A 19,259-nucleotide genomic window follows, 5' to 3' on the forward strand; every position below is an offset into this window, starting at 1 on the left:
CAAGTCACCAGGGGGTGCCTGTTGGGGCCTTTGCCAGGTGGGAGGGAATTCCGATTCCGCAGCTCAAGGCATTTGCTGAGGGTCCCAAGTATGGACAAAGTCGACCAGGGCCAGCACATTGTCGACGGGCGTCGATGGGAGGACTCCATGCCCGAGATTGAAAATATGTCCCGGACGCCCGCGAGTTCTCTCCAGAATGCGGCGGGCTTCTTCGAGAACGAACTCCCGCGAAGCACAAAGAACCGCGGGGTCCAGATTTCCCTGGATCGCGTGGTCTTCGCCAATGGCTGCCCACGCGTCGGCGAGGTCCACCCGCCAGTCCACGCCGACGACCTGTCCACCCACTTCAGCCTGAAGGGGAATCAGGGCCGGATTTCCGGTCAGGAAGTAAATGACGGGAACATTCCGAGGTAATTGGCTTACCACGGCTTGGGTGTACGGCAGCACGAACTGCCGGTAGTGGTCCGGAGCCAGACATCCTGCCCAGCTATCGAAGAGTTGGATGGCCTGCACTCCTGCGTCGATTTGGGCGTTCAGATACCGTGCCACGGACGCCACCAGACGTTCCATGAGTTCCCGCCAGGCCTGAGGGTAGGCAAACACAAAGCGTTTTGTGCGTTCGAAGGAGCGGGACGTACGGCCCTCAATGGCGTAAGCGGCGAGTGTGAAAGGGGCACCTGCAAAGCCGATCAACGGAATTTCCGCTGGAAGATTGGCTCTGGCCAGGCGGACTGCCCGGAACACATAGTCCAGCGCGCCGAGATCTTTCTCTTGTATTTCGCGGACGGATTCCACATCGTCAGGGAGTCGCAACGGATTGCGAATGACCGGCCCTTCGTCGGGACCAAAACGAAGGTCGAACCCCATCGGCTCCAGAATCGGTAAAAGATCAGCAAACAGGATCGCCGCATCCACACCAAGCCGGGCCACCGCATTCACCGTGATTTCCGCAGCCAACTCCGGAGATCGACACAGCTCAAGAAAGGAAACTTTCTCACGAAGTTGGCGGTACTCTGGCAAATAGCGGCCGGCCTGCCTCATCAACCAGATGGGGACGCGCTCGACGGGCTGGCGGCGGGCCGCCTTCATGAAATTACTCTCTTCCCACGGAAATGCTGCCATACCCCTCGTTCTCGTTACAGCTTGCTGTGTGGTTAACGGTTCCCTCGTGAAATCGCATTCATCGTAACCGGCTGTGATGAGATTTTCTACCTTGCCTGAGCTTTCCCAATCACGGAAGAAAGTGGTCTGATGATAGCCGAGCTGTTAACAAAAAAGAATCGCCCGAAGACTTGGGCGTCCTCGGGCGATTCGTGACTCACGTGGTGACGGTCACTTGCAACAGGACCGGCCTAATTGATTCAGGCGTTCGGAGCCTGGGGCAGCGGGGCCGGAGCGGTCGGCTTCTCGGCTTTCTTGGGAGCAGGCTGTTCAGCCGGAGCGGCCTCAACGCCGCAGCCACACTCACTCACCACGCAGGCGCGTTTCTCGCAGCCAAGCAGATTGCGGAGGAAGTTGAGGACCGGCCGTTCGCAGCGAGGCTGGCAGCCGGGTTCGCAGGCCGCCTCGCAAGCGGGCTCGCAGGCCTTCTCGCAAGCCGGCTTCTCGCAGGCGACCTCGCACTCACGGCAGTGGAGCCGGTGATGGAGACGGCACAGGGGGCCGCACACCGGTTCCTTGCAGGCCGGCTCGCAAGCCTTCTCGCAAGCCGGTTCGCAGGCCTGGGCTTGCTCGCAGGCATTGCAGTCGGGTTGGCCGCAGGTTGGGCAGGCCGGGCCAAACACCCTGCGGACGAGGTTTCGCACAGGCTGCGGACGGCAGGTGACGCACTCCGGAGCGCAGGCCGGTTCAGGCACGGCGCACTTGGCCGGTTCACATGCCTCGCAGGCCGTTACGTGCCGGTGGGACGCAAACAGATCCCGCAAGCCGGCAAACAGATCACAACGTTTCGCCCGTTCACAGGGCTCACATGCCGGGGCTGGCTGGGCACAAGCCTGACAGCCCTCGTCGAGGCTGACCATGCGGCCGAACATGTCGGCTCCCCAGCTTCGGCCGCACAGCATCGCGCTGATCACAAGCGCTCCCAGTAGCAGTGTCTTTCTCATTGAACGTGCACTCCTCTACACGACCTGAGAGAGCGTGGCCTTCCAACCTGTCGGCCCCAACCCGAGCACCGCACACGGCCGCTGCGCGACGCGCTCAATCTCGGTCAGTGGGTTCTCCCATGGGTTAGAACCGACTGGGTGGATTAGGGTCGCAGCGCGGGAAGGATCGCACGCGTCCCTCAAAACCCAACTGATTCGCGTCAGGTCCGTCGAACCCTTCCGTGGTTCGATTGTTCCCCGTCGGTTGCCTGACACGCCTCCTTCTGGCTGCTTCATAACCTCGCGTTGGCGAGGTTCAGTTCTCGTAATCGGCATTCGAGTTGAGCACCCTTGAGCGTACGCAAGTGTATTTCTGAGAATGGGTTACTATTCAGAAAAGGGGGCTTTTGTCTGTTGCGGGAAATAGAAAGGCGGGGCAACATTTAACGGCAAAATACGGCTCCAATCGGCCGTTAAACTTTTCCTATGTTTTCTGCCCGCGTTGAGCAGCAGATCCGCTCACGCCGCCATCATGAGACAACGCGGCCTCTCTTGAATTGCCCTGGCCCCGCCCGCACAATAGCCCTCATGAGTGACAAACGCTATCGACTGGCCGACTTCAACCAAATACCCGGCGTGGCTTGCCCTTGCGGCACGGCTTTCCGGGCTTTCGCCGACGTGCCGGAGTTCCCCGGGACGATTCACCGGACCGAAATCCACACCGCGGCTCGGCCGCACTTCCATCGAAAGTTGACGGAAACCTACTACATTTTGGAGGCGGATCCGGGTGCTTTTCTGGAATTGGATGGCGACGTCATACCCGTTCACCCTGGACTTTGTGTGATTATCCCTCCCGGTGTTGTTCATCGCGCGGTGGGGCGGATGGTGATCCTCAACATCGTGGTTCCTAAATTTGACCCCAGCGACGAAGTCCTGGTGGACGAGTCAAAAGACCTTCACTCGGAATAGCATTTCTGACAATCAGGCTGTAAATACATGCAACGTTCACCAGAAGCCGCGTAGACACCGAGAAAAGCGAGGGAAGACTTGATCAGCGATCGGATAGGCTTTCCAACATTCCCTCGTCAACCACATGGGAACAAGCAACCTTGAGAGCGCTTCCCAGCGGAAGGGGACGGAGGGACACGATGACAGGTATTCGGCCGCGCCTTGTTCGGAATGCTCAGGGGTCTGTGTTACTGGTCGCCGTGGTTGTTTTGGTTCTGTCTGGGGTGAATGCCGATCAATGCACCCAGGCAGGCGACTGGCCGCAGCTCGGGGGTTCATCGACCCGCAATAACGTTTCCCCGGCCGCGGGTTTGCCGGTGAGTTGGTCGTTGGGTGAGGTTGATCGTGCCACGGTACGGTGGATTGGCGGCACAACCGCCCGGAATATCCGCTGGGTCACACCGCTGGGAACGGAATCGTACGGCAGCCCTGTGGTTGCGGGGAACAAGATATTTTGTGGAACGAACAACGGCCAGGGATATGTGCCGCGGTATCCACCGAAGGTGGATTTGGGATGTCTCCTTTGCCTGAGCAGAGACACGGGAGCCTTTCTTTGGCAGTATTCAGCCCCGGTGCTTTCTGACTCCGGGATGAACTGGCCCGAGCAGGGGTTGTGCTCCACGCCTCTCGTTGAGGGGGACCGGCTCTGGGTGGTCACGAACCGGGGCTGTGTGGTCTGCCTCGACACGGAGGGTTTTTATGACGGCGAGAACGACGGCCCCTTCACACGGGAGGAATCCACGGACCTCCGTGAGGCGGACGTCGTGTGGGAGTTCAACATGATCGAAAGATTGGGAGTTCATCCCCGGTATATGACATCGTCCTCACCCACCGCTTGGGGCGATCTGCTTTTTGTTGTTACATCGCACGGCACGGGAGAAAAAGGCGAGATTGCTCGGCCGGATGCACCCAGTTTTCTCGCATTAGACAAGAAGACGGGGGAAATAGTCTGGGCCGACAACTCGCCCGGCGATCGCATCCTGGAAGGGCAGTGGTCCAGTCCCGCCTGTGGAGTCCTGGGGGGTGTGCCGCAGGTGATCTTTGGAGGAGGCGACGGCTGGGTGTATTCATTTCTGGCAGAACGCACGACGAACGGGAAGCCCACACTCCTATGGAAATTCGACGCCAATCCAAAGAAAACGCGTTTTGAGGAAGGGGGACTGGGCGATCGGAATTACCTGGTGGCTGCTCCCGTCATCGCGGGCGGCAAAGTGTACGTGGTGACCGGTCAAGATCCTCAATGGGGTGAAGGCCCCGGCGATCTCTGGTGTATTGACCCTACCAAACGGGGAGATATCAGTGCCGAGTTGGTTGTTGATTCGGCCGGAAATCCGGTACCACCGCGGCGAACGTTCGCCGTAGACGAAAGCCGCGGCGAACGGGTGGTCACCAACCCTAACTCGGGTGTCATCTGGCATTATCGCGGCCAGGACCTCAACGGTAATGGAAAACTGGATTTTGAAGAAACATTACACCGGACGCTGGGAATGCCTGCGGTGGCGGGGGGGATTCTCGTGGTGGGCGACGGCTCCGGAATCGTCCACTGCTTGGATGCGGAAACAGGGCAACTCCTGTGGACCCACGACATGATGGCCTCGGTCTGGGGATCACCATTAATCGCCGACGGGAAGGTTTATCTGGGGGATGAGGACGGTGATGTGGCGGTTTTTGAGCTGGCTCGTGAAATGAAGCTGCTGGCCGAGAATCCCATGGCAAGTTCCGTGTATACTACCCCCATTGCGGTGGACGGCGTGCTTTACATCGTCACCCGGCGCCACTGTGTCGCAATCGGTTCACATTCTGCGAATTCAACGGCCAATACGCCGTGACAATGAGAGCGAAAACTGGCAAGAGGTGAGAAAATTCGCGGGAGGTGCGGCGACGATGCAACCGACAAATAAACGCACAGCGTGGGTTTGCACGCTCGTGGCAATTGGCGTGCTCGGCGGGCTGGGGGTGGAGAGAGTTCCGGCACGCGACTGGTATGTGGCCGTGGATGGCCGCCCGCAAAATTCGGGAACTCGCGAATCGCCGTGGGATCTGGAGTCGGCACTCGGCGGCCGGCAAAAGATTGAGCCGGGCGACACGCTCTGGATATCGGGTGGTACCTACCGCTTTCCCGATCGTTCGCTCAACAGTCCGGGATTCACCGTTCGGTTGACTGGTGAACCGAATAGACCGATTCACGTCCGTGCGGTGCGGGGGGAACGCGTCACGATCGACGGCGGCTTAAGCGTGGTTAGCCCCAGCGATTATGTGTGGATTTGGGATCTGGAAATCCTGGTCTCGGAAAACTTCACGATGAGCCGGGAACTGGATGAACCGGGTTCGCATCCGCAAAGCTACGGCCGACCATGGGGTGGGCTTAATATTCATGCGGGAAAAGGCTGCAAGTATATCAACCTCGTCATTCATGACAATGCCCAGGGAGTCAGTTTCTGGCGCGGAGCCACCGATAGCGAGTTGCACGGCTGCATCATCTTCGACAACGGATGGAAAGCGCCGGATCGGGGTCATGGGCACGCAATTTACACCCAGAATGAAAACGGCGTCAAAATCATTTCCGATTGCATCATGACCGGCGGGTTTGGATACACGATGCATGCTTACGGTTCGGAGCGGGCGTTCGTGGACCACTACCTGGTGCAGGGAAATATCGCCTACAATGGCGGGACCTTCCTCATCGGTGGCGGTCGGCCCAGCCGCGATATTCGAGTACTGGAGAATTTCTTTTACAACGTCAATCTGCAGCTGGGCTATTCTGCCCCATTTAACGAAGATTGTGAGGTTCGCAATAATATCCTCGTTAACGGCAGCCTGGCAATCAATCGTTTTCGCCAAGTCATTCAGGAAGGCAATCTCATCATTCCACCTGGGGCACCGCGACCCAACGAACCAGCCCGCGTCGTCCTTCGCCGAAATCGGTATGATCCCACACGGGCCCACGTCCTCGTGTTCAACTGGAAGAAAAACCCCACCGTGGATGTATCACTGGACGGTTTTGCAACCCCAGGAATGATCTATCGTTTTATGGAACCGCGAGATGTGTATGGGCGTCCCGTTTTGGAAGGCCGGTACACAGGTCAACCGGTACAGGTACCGATGCAGGGAGAATTCGGCGTCTGGGTGGTCTTTGTACAACAACCCTGAGTTGTGGCGGTTGCACACTGGAGCAACAGTTCCGCGATGGCACCCCTGACCGTTATTCCAGCTGTGCCAGCTCTTCGAGTTTTTTCATATTGATGATTTCCAATTCGTTGCGGGAGAGGTGTTTGATCGCTCCCACCAACTCCAGCCGACGGAGGACCCGGGAAAAGGTTTCACTTGTGAGGTCAAGCTGGGCAGCGAGGTGCCGTTTGAGCGTCGGTAACCGAACTTTCTGATGATCGCGGTGTGATTTTTCGAGGAGCAGCCTCGCAACCCGGCCTGCCGCGTCGCGGAGTGTCAGGTCTTCCACGAGATCCACCAGGCGCCTCACCCAAAGGCAAAGGCTGAGAAGTAATTGCCGGCAGAGTTCGTGGTCTTCCGCGATCAGCTTTTGCAGGGGTTCGAGTGGAAGAAGTACGCAGGTGGTGGGCGATACAGCTTCAGCACAGGCAGGACACGGAAAATTGCCGATGGCGGCCACCTCCGCAAACGTTTCTCCAGGGCCAACCAGGTGTAACACCCGCTCTCGCCCCTGGGGTGTGCGCTTGAAGATCCGCACCAGGCCGGTGCCCACCACGTACATCCCTGGGCAAAGCTCGTTCTGCCGAAAGATGGTTTGTCCGCTGCGAAATTTCACTACACGGGAAATGGCAAACAGCCGTCGAAAGGCCGTTTCGTTGACATCCGCGAAAAACGGGCAATTTTCCAGAATCTCTACCGCTGAAGGTGACATGATGCCTTGCCGGGCTAGGTGGCTGGTTGAACTCTCAAATAATTTTTGGCCGGACTTGATCTGCGTCAAAATCTCAAAACATCCTGGCCCGTATTATAGCGTTGGATGGCCAATCAACGGGATTGGCCTGCGAATGAAAAAGCGAGCGCAAAGGAAGTTTCTGAGCTTTTGGACGCTGCATAAGGAGGAGTTGTCTATGTTCTGCAACCAATGTGAACAGACCTCGAATTGCACCGGATGTGTTATCAGCCCGGGTGTTTGTGGCAAGAACGAGGATGTGCAATCCCTTCAGGAAACACTCCTTTATGGTGTGAAAGGGATGGCTGCGTACGCCCATCATGCCCGGCGATTGGGCATGGTCGACGAAGAGGTGGACGCCTTCATCGAGAATGCCCTCTTTGCCACGATGACCAACGTAAACTTCGATTTAGACAGCCTGTTTGAGCTGGTTCTCGAATGTGGCCGCCACAATCTCCGCGTTATGGAGATGCTCGACGAGGGCCACGTTCGTCGCTACGGTCAGCCCAGTCCCACGACAGTCAAAGAGGGAACGCAGGCGGGACCAGGCATCCTCGTGACGGGACATGACCTCCGCGATTTGGAAGAGCTTCTCAAGCAGTGCGAGGGCACTCCCATTAAGGTGTACACGCACGGGGAAATGCTCCCCGCCCACATGTATCCCAAACTTCGTGAACATCCCAATCTGGCCGGGCATTATGGGGGCGCCTGGCAGAAGCAACGTCGAGAATTCGAGGAATTCTCTGGGCCTATTGTCGCCACCACCAATTGCATCCTTATCCCGAAAGACAGTTACAAGGACCGGGTGTTCACCACTCGGGTGACAGCCGTTCCTGGCGGTACCCGCCTGAAAGACGGCGATTTTTCCCCGGTGATCAAAAAAGCCCTGGAATGCCCGCCCTTGCCGGAGAATATCCACCGTGAAAGCACCGTTGGGTTCCATCACAGCGTGATCCTGTCGCTGGCCGACCAGATCGTCCAGGCCGTCAAGGAAGGCAAAGTCCGTCACTTCTTCGTCATCGGTGGTTGCGACGGCGCGGAAATCGGGCGGAACTACTTCAGCGATTACGCGCGGGCGACACCGCCCGATTCCTTCATCCTGACGTTGGGGTGTGGGAAGTACCGGATTCGAGATTATGATTACGGCACCCTGCTTGGTTTGCCCAGGCTTCTGGATATGGGCCAGTGCAACAACGCCTATGGGGCCATCAAGGTCGCTTTGGGACTGGCAGAGGCCCTGGGATGCTCTGTCAACGATCTGCCGCTCACTCTGGTGGTATCGTGGTTCGAACAGAAAGCTGTCGCGGTGCTGCTGACACTTCTGTACCTGGGGGTAAAGGGGATTACCATCGGTCCCAAACCGCCAGCTTTCATCACACCAAACGTGTTTAAGATCCTCCAGGAGAAATACGACCTGCGGCTGATCGGGCAGACGGCGGAAGACGATCTGCGGCGCGTCCTGGCGGTACGGGGCTCTGACGCCGCAGACACCCCCTCGGTCTCGCCCAAGGCCAACATCGCTGGCTGATCACTGCCCGTGAATGAAGAGTGGACGGCCATGTGGAACGCAAAGGCGGTAGGGAACCTGCAAGTTCCCTACCGCGTCTTGCGTGTCGATTGATTCCCTGATGATTCGGGTGTCGTACATTAGGAAAGTTTTTGAAAGGTGTTGCAACCAAGCGACCGATTCGGGGATTTGCGAAACCATTCTTGCAAGTACCTTGCACGTGATGGAGTTATCCGTGTTATAATTTGGCGAATGCAGTTCTGAGATGTTATTTTAGCTATGTATAATTCATCTACTCGGTAAAGATGAAAGACTCATCTGACATGGGCCCCGGTATGCTTAAAGCCGGCACACAAAAGCGGCTGTGGGATTTTCTATCACTTGGTTGGCTTCCCACTTCCGTGCGTTTGCTCGTGTTTGGAAGTTGGGGGATCTGCCTGGGGTTGGCCGCGCTGGTGGCCCATATTTCGCGTGCTCCCTCCTATTTGAGCGATGATCCCGAGGTGTGCGTCAACTGTCATGTGATGCGTCCTGAATACGTGAGCTGGCGTCACAGCAGTCACGCGGAGGTGGCCCACTGTAATGATTGCCATGTTCCTCAGGATTCATTTTGGCGGCACTGGTTGTTCAAGGCGCGAGATGGTCTCTGGCATGCCACCGTGTTCACCATGCGCTGGGAGCCACAGGTGATCAAGTTGTCCAAGAGAGCAGAGCCGGTTGTGGAGCAGAACTGTCGGCGCTGTCATGAAGCGCTGATCAGTTTCACGTCGCTTCGCGAGCATGCCCCGGGTGATCTCCGCTGCTGGGATTGTCACACAGAGGTGCCCCACGGTTCAGTACGGGGTCTGGCGACCACACCCGGTTACCTTGATCCCAGCCTGCCGCCGGTGGGGCCCAACACAGTGGGACCCCGAATCGGCGGGCGCGAGCCCCGGGCTTCTGGCGAGGGCGCCGGTCGGTAATACGCCTGGGTCAATTGTCACGCTCTTTTGGGGAATGCGCACTTTGAAGATTCTTTGAAGATTTGGAAAAGAGGTGGAAACAATGGATCAATCGCACAACACTTCACAGGGAAAGCAATGGGCTTGGGTAGGATGGGTGCTTTTTGGAGTCGCGTTGATCGTTACATTTGGCCTCGGGCTGTTAGCGTCCTCGATCCTCACCCGACGTCGGGAAGCCCTGCCGCCCCAACCCGTGCATCCCATTGCCAGATGGGAGTCAGACAGCAGCAAGTGGGCGGCCAATTTCCCCCGGGAATATGACCGCTACCGTCGGATGATGGACGATACCACCCGAACGAAATACGGCGGAGCATTTCCTCGTGATTATTTGGAAGAAACACCAGCCAACGTGATTCTCTTCGCGGGGTACGCTTTTGCCAAGGACTACCGGCAGGCACGGGGCCATGTGTATGCCGTGGAGGATGTGACGCACACCAAACGGGTCAACGAAAAAACACCAGCCACCTGCTGGACCTGCAAGAGTACGGATGTCCCTCGGCTGCTGGCCCAGATGTCACCCGCCGACTTCTACAAGCAGCCTTTTGCGGCATTCAAGAGTGAGATCACCCACCCCATCGGCTGCCTGGACTGTCATGATCCCACGGACATGCGGTTGGTGATCACGAGGCCGGCACTTCGTGAAGCCCTGCAAAGACAGGGCCGTGATCCCGACAAGCTTTCGCACCAGGAAATGCGGACGATGGTGTGTGCCCAATGCCATGTGGAGTACTACTTCAAAGGCGATGGAAAGTACCTCACATTTCCGTGGGATAAGGGCACGTCCATTGAGCAGATTGAAAGCTACTACGAGGAGGCTGATTTCAGTGATTGGACGCATGCCGTCAGTCACGCTCCCATGGTGAAAATGCAGCATCCGGATTTCGAAATATATTCCACGGGAATCCATGCCTACCGCAACGTCTCCTGTGCCGACTGTCACATGCCGTACATGAGTGAGGGAGGCGTCAAATTCACGGACCATCACGTGCAGAGTCCGCTGCTCAATATCGCGAACTCGTGCGCTGTTTGTCACCGATGGAGCGAAGAGGAAATCCGCAATCGTGTGGAAAGCATCCAGGATAAAATTCACGAAGTCCGGGGACGGGTAGAACAGGCCCTCGTGGCGGCGCATTTCGATGTGGCGGCCGCCATGCAGGCAGAGGCCACCGACGAGGAACTGCAAACTCCGCGTCAGCTCATCCGTCGAGCGCAGCTCCGATGGGATTTTGTGGCGGCCAACAACGGCATGGGATTTCACTCACCGGCGGAGTGCCTGCGGATCCTGGCTGCGGCCCTCGATCTCGCTGGGCAAGCCCGTTCCGAAGCTAGCCGAATTCTGGCCAAACACGGTATCACCGACCCCATCATCTATCCCGATGTGAGCACCAAGGAAAAAGCCCAGGCCGTGGAGCAACTGTTCGTCAAAGGAACTCCCCCCAATCTCTTGCCAAACAAGGTAGGCGGCGACCGCGCTTCCGCTGCCCTCACAGCCGGGCCGTGATGCCATTAAAAACGGGTGGCAAACCGCCGATGGCCAGTCATGCCGTTTTGCGTGATTAGCGCCGCCGGGTACGCCTGATTCGTCGCGGCTTTGGGCGATGCGAACAGCGGGTACGGCCTTCTTCCAGAGGGTCGCGATCTTCTTCCGCCGAGAAAACTGGGGGAGGCAACCTGGCGGCTAATGCCGTGGCATCCTCGTCGGTCAAATCCTGCCGCGCATACCCGTAACCGCGGAAGATCGGCAGACCTTTCAACCGCGCGTAGATTTCCCTCCGTGTACGCCCCTCCGGCATGTCGGGCCAGGGACCCTCTTGGTCCTGGAAATGGAAGAAGTGGTCAACGAGTGGTCGAACGTATCGCCAGTAGGCGGGATTGTCCGTTTGAAGCACAAACAGCCCGCCGGGAACCAGTGCGCGGTGGACCAACGCCAGAAAAGCCGGTGTCAGCAACCGTCGGTGCTGCTTTTCCGGATCTTTATACGGTTGGGGATGATAAACGTGAATTTCTGTGACGCTGTGGGGAGCCACGTAATTTTCCAGAAATTCATGGCCCCCACACACGAGAAAACGCACATTGGAGAGTCCCCGCTGATTGGCACGACGGGTCGCATAGCGGATCACCACCGGCAGGATGTCCAGTCCCACATGGTTGAATTCGGGACGCCGTAAAGCACTGGCCAGGGTGAAACGTCCATTGCCACACCCAATGTCCAAAACAAGCGGTGCCTCCCGACCGAACACCGCTGACCAATCAATGGGGCCGGGCGGGGGAAGTCTCTTGATCGCTGTTTTGACCCACTGCTCCGGAGGAAGAATTCGACCGGGAATGGGAACACCGAACTCGTATTCGACGTCGCCTTCCCGGTAGTCTTTGGCACGTTTCATAGGATTCTCATGTATTGCGGCGGGCTTGGGCGGAACATAATGGAAGGAATAATCTCACTGCCTTCGAAGAAGTTACACGGGCGGGAACGCCTCTAATATTGTACACCGGCTCCAAATCCAAAGAGGTGGTTCAGCCATTTCCCGATCGTTCAGGTGCAAAAATGCTCTTATGGCAATTGGCGGAAATTCTCTGGGTGTTCGCGCAGATCGGGTTGGTGAGTTTTGGCGGCCCGGCTGCCTCGATCGCCATCATGCAGCAAGCGATCGTGCAGCGGCGTCGCTGGTTGAGTGATGAGGAATTCATGGACTACGTGGGAGCGAGCTATCTCATTCCCGGCCCCATCGCCGTGCAACTATCCCTCCATCTGGGTTACCGTAGGGCGGGGCTCCCCGGCGCGCTGGCGGCGGTCTTGGGATTCGTCGTTCCTGCAGCGATGATCACCTGGGTTTGTGCAATCGTCTATGTGCGCAACCAGGGATTGCCCGCCCTGGAGGCCTGCCTCTCGGCCGTCCGACCGGTGATTCTCGCGATTATTCTCGTCTCCATCACGCAAATTGCGCAGGGAAGATTGCGACGACCGGCCAATCTCGCGATCCTGGCCGCCGTGGTCGTGGCTTACCTGCTGGGAGCCAATCCGTTTGCGATTCTCGTGGTGGGCGCATTTTTTGGTATGCTTCTCTTTCGCTTGATTCGACCGAAAAACGAAACTTCGCCACCCGGCAACCGGCCTTCTGAGGAACGCCCTCCCCACCGTAGTTTGCCTCTTCTGGGGCTTATGACGGCCGCCAGCGCATCCGGGCCAACAGCGCAGATGTCTGCATTCCAGCTCTTTCTGGTGTTTGCCAAGATAGGAGTTTTCCTTTACGGTGGTGGCAATGTCCTGGCGGCTTACCTGGCCTCTGAGTTCGTCAAAACAGGTATCCTGTCGCATCAACAATTACTGGATGCGTTGGCCGTCGGCCAGAGCACGCCCGGTCCGATTCTCACAGTTGCCACATTTCTGGGCTACGTGCTGGGAGGTCATATTGGAGCTGTAGCGGCCACAGCGGGTATCATTACTCCGTGCGTGATGTTGGCCTCCGTTCTCCATCCCTACGTGCGGAAAGCCCGTTCGTACCGCTGGTCGGCCGATTTTCTGGATGCCTTGATCCTGGCAGTCATCGGTTTGATCCTGGGAGTGTGCGTGGACCTGGGACGCCAGGTTTTTACGCAGCCCACCGCAATCGCGCTGGGGTTGTTCGCCCTCTGGGCGGCGGCTGTTTGGAAGATTTCGCCGGTGCTACTGGTCTTCGCGGCTGCCCTCCTGGGGTTAATTTTGGGGGCATGAAACTGAGTTTTCACCACAAGTAACCAACCGTCTTGACCGTTCCGGGAGTCGCTCTCTGGAGTCGCCTCTCTCCCTACCTAATGAACTGCTGAAGGTTTTGAAGTTCGCCCAGCGTGGGCGCGGAAGGAGCAGACGACAGATCGACGCCATTCATCACTTGCTCCGACCGGCATGTGTTTCGACATGGGTCACGTGTTGTAGGAGCGATACATGAACTGCCTTTGCCGGGACGTGATCGGCTGGCTCTCGCTTTCGACAGGGCAACGATCAACTCTTTCCGCACCCGAGACCCGAATTTTCACTCACTACGACCCTGAAACAGGGAGAATCTAAGGCTTGGCGTTGGCTTCCCGGAAGCAAAGCCCTGTGCCATAATGGTACGCGCATGAACGAAGTAAACAGCGAAGCCATTTTGCGACTCTTTGAGACAAATACCCGTAGGACCGAGTTGAGGAGGCGTCCACCATGCAAAGGTGTACGAGTCATTTTGTGAAGCTGATCGGCACGACGAGCATCGTTCTCAGTATTGTTGCAATCTGCGGTGGAAGAGCGATTTTCGCCGAGAGTTCCGCCGAGTCGGGGGCTTCGCAAACGCCGGCAGCCGAGAAGGCCGCTTCGTCGACCCAAACCAAGGAAAAAAAGCCTTCCCGCTACGAGTGGCGTGACCTATTCGACGGTAAGACACTCACCGGTTGGAAAGTGCCCAAGTTTGGGGGTGAGGGACAGGTCAAAGTGGAAGACGGCTGCATTGTTATGGAACGCGGGGACCCTATGACCGGAATTGCCTGGGCCGGTGATTTCCCAAAAACTAATTACGAAATTGAGTACGTCGCCAAGCGAATAGACGGCATCGACTTTTTCGCCACGGTGACTTTCCCGGTGGGGGACAGTTTCTGCAGCTTCGTGACCGGCGGCTGGGGCGGCTCGGTGATCGGTCTTTCCTCGATCAATTTCAACGATGCTTCAGATAACGAAACCACCCAGTTCATGGTCTTTAAGGACCACCAGTGGTACAAATTTCGCGTTCGGGTTACCAAGGCCAAGATTGAAGTTTGGGTGGATGAGAAAAAAGTGGTGGACTTCATCATCGGGAATAACAAGATTTCCACCCGTTACGAGGTGGACCTGTGCAAGCCGTTCGGCTTTGCCAGTTGGTGCTCGACCGGGGTGATCAAGAGTATCCGCGTGCGGGAATTGACGCCGGAAGAGGTCAAGGCCATCGAGGAAGAAGCCGAAAAGACCCGGCTTTAATGCGGTTCCTCTTTTGCCCCGCGGCGGGAAGATTGGTAATCAATCAGATTTACCCGGCGGAAAGACAGCATAGCTTGGTCCGCCTTTTCAAGCCGCGTGCGGTCTTCGGGGGCGAGTTCGCCCGATATGGTGTGAACACCTCGCAACTCCGCGCGTCGACCGGGCAACCATTCGAGAAAGTTTCGCGCAGCGGGTACGAGAACAACTTCCCGAGGAAGTAGTTTTTTGTCCCTCAGCGTCTCATTGACCGCCAGTCTGGCAAAAGGGGGCCGGGAACCGGGCACCAGCAACGTGTTGACCCGAGTGATCCAATCTGAGACCTTCCAGAACCTCTCGCAGGTGGACTGGTCGAAGCCCTGCTGCGTCCTCACCCGGTAGGTCATCCAGGAGCTGGAAAACACCCAGACGTCTGGGCCGTCCTGACGAATCTCGAAACTGGGTTGCGCGGCAAATCTGAAGCCTGGGTCCGGATGCTCCCCCGCACGTGCTCGCAGCCGATCAAGAAACAGAAGAATCGTTTCAAAACTCACCTGGGCTTGTTCCCTTCGCTGGAAATCAAGAAAGGTGATGCGTTTTCTGGCAAAATCGATGATCGTGCCTTCGGAGGGGGCATCCAGGAAGTCGTAGGCCCGGTCCGTCAGAATAATCGTCAGGCTCTGACTGATAAGCTCATCATGTCCGCGGTAAACTCGATTTTCGACGCGCAATACTTCCTGCGATGAAGGATTCTCGGCCAAAGATGGCAAACTCACGCCGCCCAACAGGGTGACGATGGCCACAGTGCCGATCCCCCACCCTAATGCTCGGAGAAATTCCAGCACGGATTGCAAACCGCCAGATTCTCTCATCATCCCGGACGTCGAATTTTGTGCCTTTCCTTTCGATGACGCTCTGTCAAAACGCAAAGGATAGCGAAAAAGAGAGTTCCCACCAAGATCATTGCGGCCTGACACATCTCCACTTTTGCTCTGGCGGTGGGAAAGCGGATGTCCACGCCGGTTCGCCTCAGCCCGGAGGGGCCTGCTTGTCAGGTCCGCTTTCGCACGTTCGATTATCCATTTCATCTCACCAAGCACGAGAATCGCTCGCCGGTAGGGGCAAATCATGAATTGCCCCTACCACGATGGGGATGCCACGCGCGTAGGGACATCGGGCACGACGAGCGTGTCCCTCCGCAACATCTCTCCGAGGGACCTGCTTGTCAGGTCCACATTCCAACGTTCGGATAATCCACTCCACCGGCCGGGCTCCAAGTCCTCGGTTCCGTTGTTAATCAACCAGTAGGGGCAGCTCATGAATTGCCCCTACAACAGGTTGTGCTCATGGCCCCTCATACGTTTTTGCAACAGTGGGGATGACTCAGCATTGCGGCCGGTGGATTAGCCCGAGACGAACCCTCATTCGCTATCGCGAGTGCACAGCCCCAACCCGTACAGCCTGCTTCCAAAAACTTCGCGCAAAATGATTGCAATGGAGGCAAATGATTGCTAAAATTCCGGTCGCGTAACTGGACGAGATCCCAGACGAAAGCTTGTAGCATGAGTTGGTGCGATCTCCGGTGGATCGGGACGATCGGGGAAAATTGGCCAGAGGTGCTTCGGTGGAGGGACGAAGCGTTAATCTTTCGGCGTAAACGTTAGTGGCTGTTGTTGGGTCTGTTTTCACAACCTTTTCGAAGGAGGTCGCTCATGAAACGGCTTAGACTCTCGCAGCGGACAGGCAGCGGTTTTACGCTCGTCGAACTTCTTGTCGTGATTGCCATCATCGGGATTCTCATCGCTTTGCTTCTGCCGGCAGTCCAAGCTGCCCGCGAAGCCGCCCGGCGATCACAGTGCACCAACAACATGAAGCAGGTGGGCCTGGGGTTGCAGAACTATCACGACACCTACAAGAGTTTTCCGCCCGGCGTGGTCTGGGGACAGGGATGCATGGGTGCACCGGCAGGAGATACTTCTGCCCAGGACTATTGCCAGAACAATCAGGTTCCTCTCGCCTATCACCACACATGGAATGCCATGATCCTGCCTTTCATTGAGCAGAAGACGGTGTACGACACGATCAATTGGAAGGCTCCCGCCTGGATTGGCCCCGACCTTCAGGGAAGAAGTCCGCAGGGGGTGGTGAGTACGGCTATCCCGACGCTCCGCTGTCCCTCGGATGGCAATTTCCTGAAGCCCAACCAGTCTAACAATATCGCCATCACCAATTACCCGGGCAGCGAGGGGTACCACTGGCACCCCAATCCTTGCTGCGTGGGCAATTGGGATCCCTGGAACGCTGTGCCGGACCCCATCACCCAGACCTGCACCATTCACGGTGTTTTCACGCAGACGCGGACGACCAACATCTCTCAAATCACGGATGGCACCAGCAACACGATCATCTGCTGTGAAAAAGACTCGGTGGGCCACTATGGTGGGCCCATTCGCACTAGTGGATCAGGCAAGCGCCGGGCCATCAGCGACGCCATCGCCTGCAGCGCTTTTCTGGGGACGGCCGTCGGTGGTTGGGGTGCTAACGAAACCGGCCAGCACGTGCAGAATGTCGATGGGGGTTCGAAGTCGGCGTGGTCCTGGTTCCGGTGGAATCCCGGCACCTACATGCCGACGTATATCGCCGCCTGGGGCCCGAACGCCGAATGGCCGAGCCCTTCAAGCTATCACCCTGGTGGCGTGAATGCCCTCATGGTGGACGGCAGTGTTCAGTTCATTCGCGACAACATCGCCTGGGGGACGTGGTTCCGACTCAATTCGATTGCCGATGGCCTTGTGCTGCAGTCGGCATTTTAAAGCGATGTCGAATCTCGTCCCAGTTGGGTGTGAGTGTGTAGTTTCCGCAACAGTGGGACTTCTGAGGAAGGAGCTGTCTATGCTGAGAGTGTTTGCGCTGGTTGTCATGGCAGGGTTGGCATTGACCACCCTCGGAGGGTGCGGAGGCAAGAAGCCCGAAGCCAACCCGCAGTTCAATCCCGAGACGGCCAAGCAGCCCGAGAAAATTGCCAACCCGATGGAAGGCATCCAACCCGGCGGACCTCCCGGTGGGCCGCCGGCGGGGATGCCGGGAGGGCCTCCCGGGCCAGTCCGAACGGCTCCGTGATCTGCAAGTATTGACAGAGATTCAGCGCCAGAGCGTGTCCGATTGTCGCTGAGAGGCGCGGCATCCGTTTCGAGGTGTCGCGCCTTTATTTATGCTCTGGACGCGCTGCCACTGAGGATTCTCGCGGTGCCGGAGAAACCCGGCAAGTGGTCGCATCTTCCTTCCGCCCAGAATACAATAAATGGCAATCGTTCGTGGAACGAAGCAAGTTGGTCAAGCGGCATTTGTGGAGGACGAACATGAAAACGCAACTGACACGACGTGCGATGATGGGGACACTGGCGGGAACCGCTGTGGCGACGACCATGGGACGCTACGCACGGGCTGAGGCAGAACCTTCGGCCCCGCTGAAAGGGAACATCAATCACTCGGTATGCCGCTGGTGTTACGGGCGGGTCTCGCTGGAAGAACTGTGCGCATTCTGCAAGAAAATTGGAATCAAGTCGGTGGAGTTGCTTGGTCCGAACGATTTTGAAACCATCAAAAAGTACGGACTGACGTGCGCGATGGTCTCGTCTGGGGCGAGTATCCCCAAGGGGTTTAACAAGCTGGAAAACCACGATGAGTTGGTCGAGCGGTACGAAAAGATGATCCCCATCGTGGCAGAGGCGGGTTTTACGAACCTCATTTGCTTCTCCGGAAATCGCGAGCCGGGTCTGGATGACGAACAGGGGCTCAAAAACTGCGTCGTGGGGATCAAACGAATTCTGGGCCTTGCCGAAAAGCACAAAGTTGTTCTGGTGATGGAACTGCTCAACAGCAAGGTCAATCACAAGGATTACATGTGCGATCACACGGCGTGGGGCGTGGAGCTGTGCAAGCGGATCGGCTCCGAAAATTTCAAACTGCTCTACGACATCTACCACATGCAGATCATGGAGGGGGATCTCATCCGCACGATCCAGGAAAACATTCAGTACATTGCCCACTTCCACACGGGAGGAAACCCGGGTCGGCATGAGATTGATGAGACGCAGGAGATTTACTATCCGGCCGTGATGAAGGCAATTGTGGCGACAGGATACAAGGGCTTTGTTGGCCAGGAGTTTGTGCCCCGCAATCCCGAACCGGCAGCGGCACTTGCGTCCCTCGAACGCTGCGTAAGGATTTGTGATGTGTGAGAAGAAACTATAGAAAAACCTACCAAAAGAATCGGGCACTCACGATAAATGAGTGCCCTGCTTATTTTGTTACTACGCCGTCATTTTGTGCTGCAAACGGTAGCCACATTAAATATCCGGCTGGGGTTTTTGTGGGCCACCCGCCGAGCGGGTTTGATTTGAAGCGTGGATATTGAAATTTTCTTGGTGGTTGTTCTCTTTTGGCAAATCGACATGCGTCACATACTCAGGGGCAAGGGGCGTACCCTCGGGAAGTTCTTCCGCAGGAACGCCGTCCAGCGCGATGATCCGCACAACGTGGGGCCCCCCGACGGTTCCTCGACCGTTCTGGCGCGTGTCATATTTGCCATCCTTTATTTTCGCGAACCCGGCGGGGCCTGTGTTGCCTTTCGATTGGTCGGGTTCAAACAGAATGGAACCGGCAGGCACAGGCTTTCCGTCCAGGGTCACAGTTCCAGAGACGTGGTAAGTTTTCGGTCCACCCCCGCCAGAACCTGATAAAAGAAGCGCGGGAATGGAGAGAATGACCGAAAGCCCAAAAAGCAAACAACCTTTACCCATGTGGCTTCCCCTAGCCAAGA

General features: G+C 57.2%; 17 protein-coding genes. 11 read left to right on the forward strand and 6 right to left on the reverse strand.

The window, feature by feature from the left end; translation table 11 throughout:
• Positions 1-63: 63 nt before the first annotated feature.
• Both hemE and THTE_RS05430 read right to left on the reverse strand, forming a co-directional pair.
• The gene (hemE, locus tag THTE_RS05425; RefSeq protein ID WP_095414482.1) at positions 64-1,122 is read right to left on the reverse strand and encodes a uroporphyrinogen decarboxylase; all 1,059 of its coding nucleotides are present in this window, start codon (positions 1,120-1,122) and stop codon (positions 64-66) included.
• A 239-nt stretch (positions 1,123-1,361) separates the two neighbouring features.
• Positions 1,362-2,105: a hypothetical protein gene (locus tag THTE_RS05430; protein WP_095414483.1), complete on the reverse strand. Its 744-nt coding sequence runs from the start codon at positions 2,103-2,105 to the stop codon at positions 1,362-1,364.
• Between the two features lie 567 nt (positions 2,106-2,672).
• Between THTE_RS05430 and THTE_RS05435 the strand changes: the two genes are divergently transcribed.
• From THTE_RS05435 to THTE_RS05445, 3 genes are all read left to right on the forward strand, one after another.
• Positions 2,673-3,053: a cupin domain-containing protein gene (locus THTE_RS05435; RefSeq protein ID WP_095414484.1), complete on the forward strand. Its 381-nt coding sequence runs from the start codon at positions 2,673-2,675 to the stop codon at positions 3,051-3,053.
• A 179-nt stretch (positions 3,054-3,232) separates the two neighbouring features.
• Positions 3,233-4,921, forward strand: coding sequence for an outer membrane protein assembly factor BamB family protein (locus THTE_RS05440; protein ID WP_095414485.1), 1,689 nt, complete (start codon positions 3,233-3,235; stop codon positions 4,919-4,921).
• 55 nt (positions 4,922-4,976) lie between these two features.
• Entirely contained in the window at positions 4,977-6,242 is a 1,266-nt protein-coding gene (locus tag THTE_RS05445) for a right-handed parallel beta-helix repeat-containing protein (RefSeq protein WP_095414486.1), read from the forward strand.
• A 52-nt stretch (positions 6,243-6,294) separates the two neighbouring features.
• On the opposite strand, the gene THTE_RS05450 is transcribed toward THTE_RS05445, so the two are convergent.
• Positions 6,295-6,972 carry a Crp/Fnr family transcriptional regulator gene (locus THTE_RS05450; RefSeq protein WP_157731791.1) on the reverse strand — a complete coding sequence of 226 codons (678 nt, stop codon included), beginning with the start codon at positions 6,970-6,972 and terminating at the stop codon, positions 6,295-6,297.
• Between the two features lie 196 nt (positions 6,973-7,168).
• Here THTE_RS05450 and hcp point away from each other — a divergent pair, with 196 nt between their 5' ends.
• The 3 genes from hcp to THTE_RS05470 all read left to right on the forward strand — a co-directional run bounded on the left by hcp (position 7,169) and on the right by THTE_RS05470 (position 10,999).
• Entirely contained in the window at positions 7,169-8,518 is a 1,350-nt protein-coding gene (gene hcp / locus THTE_RS05455; protein WP_095414488.1) for a hydroxylamine reductase, read from the forward strand.
• Between the two features lie 302 nt (positions 8,519-8,820).
• Positions 8,821-9,459: a cytochrome c nitrite reductase small subunit gene (gene nrfH / locus THTE_RS05465; RefSeq protein ID WP_157731793.1), complete on the forward strand. Its 639-nt coding sequence runs from the start codon at positions 8,821-8,823 to the stop codon at positions 9,457-9,459.
• A gap of 82 nt (positions 9,460-9,541) precedes the next feature.
• Positions 9,542-10,999 carry an ammonia-forming cytochrome c nitrite reductase subunit c552 gene (locus THTE_RS05470; RefSeq protein WP_095414491.1) on the forward strand — a complete coding sequence of 486 codons (1,458 nt, stop codon included), beginning with the start codon at positions 9,542-9,544 and terminating at the stop codon, positions 10,997-10,999.
• Between the two features lie 55 nt (positions 11,000-11,054).
• On the opposite strand, the gene trmB is transcribed toward THTE_RS05470, so the two are convergent.
• Positions 11,055-11,882: a tRNA (guanine(46)-N(7))-methyltransferase TrmB gene (gene trmB, locus THTE_RS05475; protein ID WP_095414492.1), complete on the reverse strand. Its 828-nt coding sequence runs from the start codon at positions 11,880-11,882 to the stop codon at positions 11,055-11,057.
• A 161-nt stretch (positions 11,883-12,043) separates the two neighbouring features.
• Here trmB and chrA point away from each other — a divergent pair, with 161 nt between their 5' ends.
• Together chrA and THTE_RS05485 are read left to right on the forward strand one after the other, a co-directional pair.
• Positions 12,044-13,210: a chromate efflux transporter gene (gene chrA / locus THTE_RS05480; RefSeq protein WP_157731795.1), complete on the forward strand. Its 1,167-nt coding sequence runs from the start codon at positions 12,044-12,046 to the stop codon at positions 13,208-13,210.
• Between the two features lie 465 nt (positions 13,211-13,675).
• Positions 13,676-14,461, forward strand: coding sequence for a 3-keto-disaccharide hydrolase (locus THTE_RS05485; protein WP_095414494.1), 786 nt, complete (start codon positions 13,676-13,678; stop codon positions 14,459-14,461).
• On the opposite strand, the gene THTE_RS05490 is transcribed toward THTE_RS05485, so the two are convergent.
• A complete protein-coding gene (locus THTE_RS05490) occupies positions 14,458-15,312 on the reverse strand; it encodes a hypothetical protein (protein WP_157731797.1) in 855 nt (284 codons plus the stop codon). The genes THTE_RS05485 and THTE_RS05490 overlap by 4 nt on opposite strands.
• An 837-nt stretch (positions 15,313-16,149) precedes the next feature.
• Between THTE_RS05490 and THTE_RS05495 the strand changes: the two genes are divergently transcribed.
• The 3 genes from THTE_RS05495 to THTE_RS05505 all read left to right on the forward strand — a co-directional run bounded on the left by THTE_RS05495 (position 16,150) and on the right by THTE_RS05505 (position 18,678).
• Complete coding sequence (locus tag THTE_RS05495; RefSeq protein WP_095416778.1) at positions 16,150-17,250, forward strand: DUF1559 family PulG-like putative transporter; 1,101 nt, start codon at positions 16,150-16,152, stop codon at positions 17,248-17,250.
• Between the two features lie 79 nt (positions 17,251-17,329).
• Positions 17,330-17,557, forward strand: a complete 228-nt coding sequence (locus THTE_RS05500) for a hypothetical protein (protein WP_095414496.1) — start codon at positions 17,330-17,332, stop codon at positions 17,555-17,557.
• A gap of 239 nt (positions 17,558-17,796) precedes the next feature.
• On the forward strand, positions 17,797-18,678 hold the full coding sequence (locus THTE_RS05505; protein WP_095414497.1) for a hydroxypyruvate isomerase family protein: 882 nt from the start codon (positions 17,797-17,799) through the stop codon (positions 18,676-18,678).
• A 108-nt stretch (positions 18,679-18,786) separates the two neighbouring features.
• Here THTE_RS05505 and THTE_RS05510 read toward each other — a convergent pair whose 3' ends face one another.
• Positions 18,787-19,239: a hypothetical protein gene (locus tag THTE_RS05510; protein WP_207651786.1), complete on the reverse strand. Its 453-nt coding sequence runs from the start codon at positions 19,237-19,239 to the stop codon at positions 18,787-18,789.
• Positions 19,240-19,259: the final 20 nt, after the last annotated feature.

It is taken from the genome of Thermogutta terrifontis (assembly GCF_002277955.1).
Lineage (GTDB): Bacteria > Planctomycetota > Planctomycetia > Pirellulales > Thermoguttaceae > Thermogutta > Thermogutta terrifontis.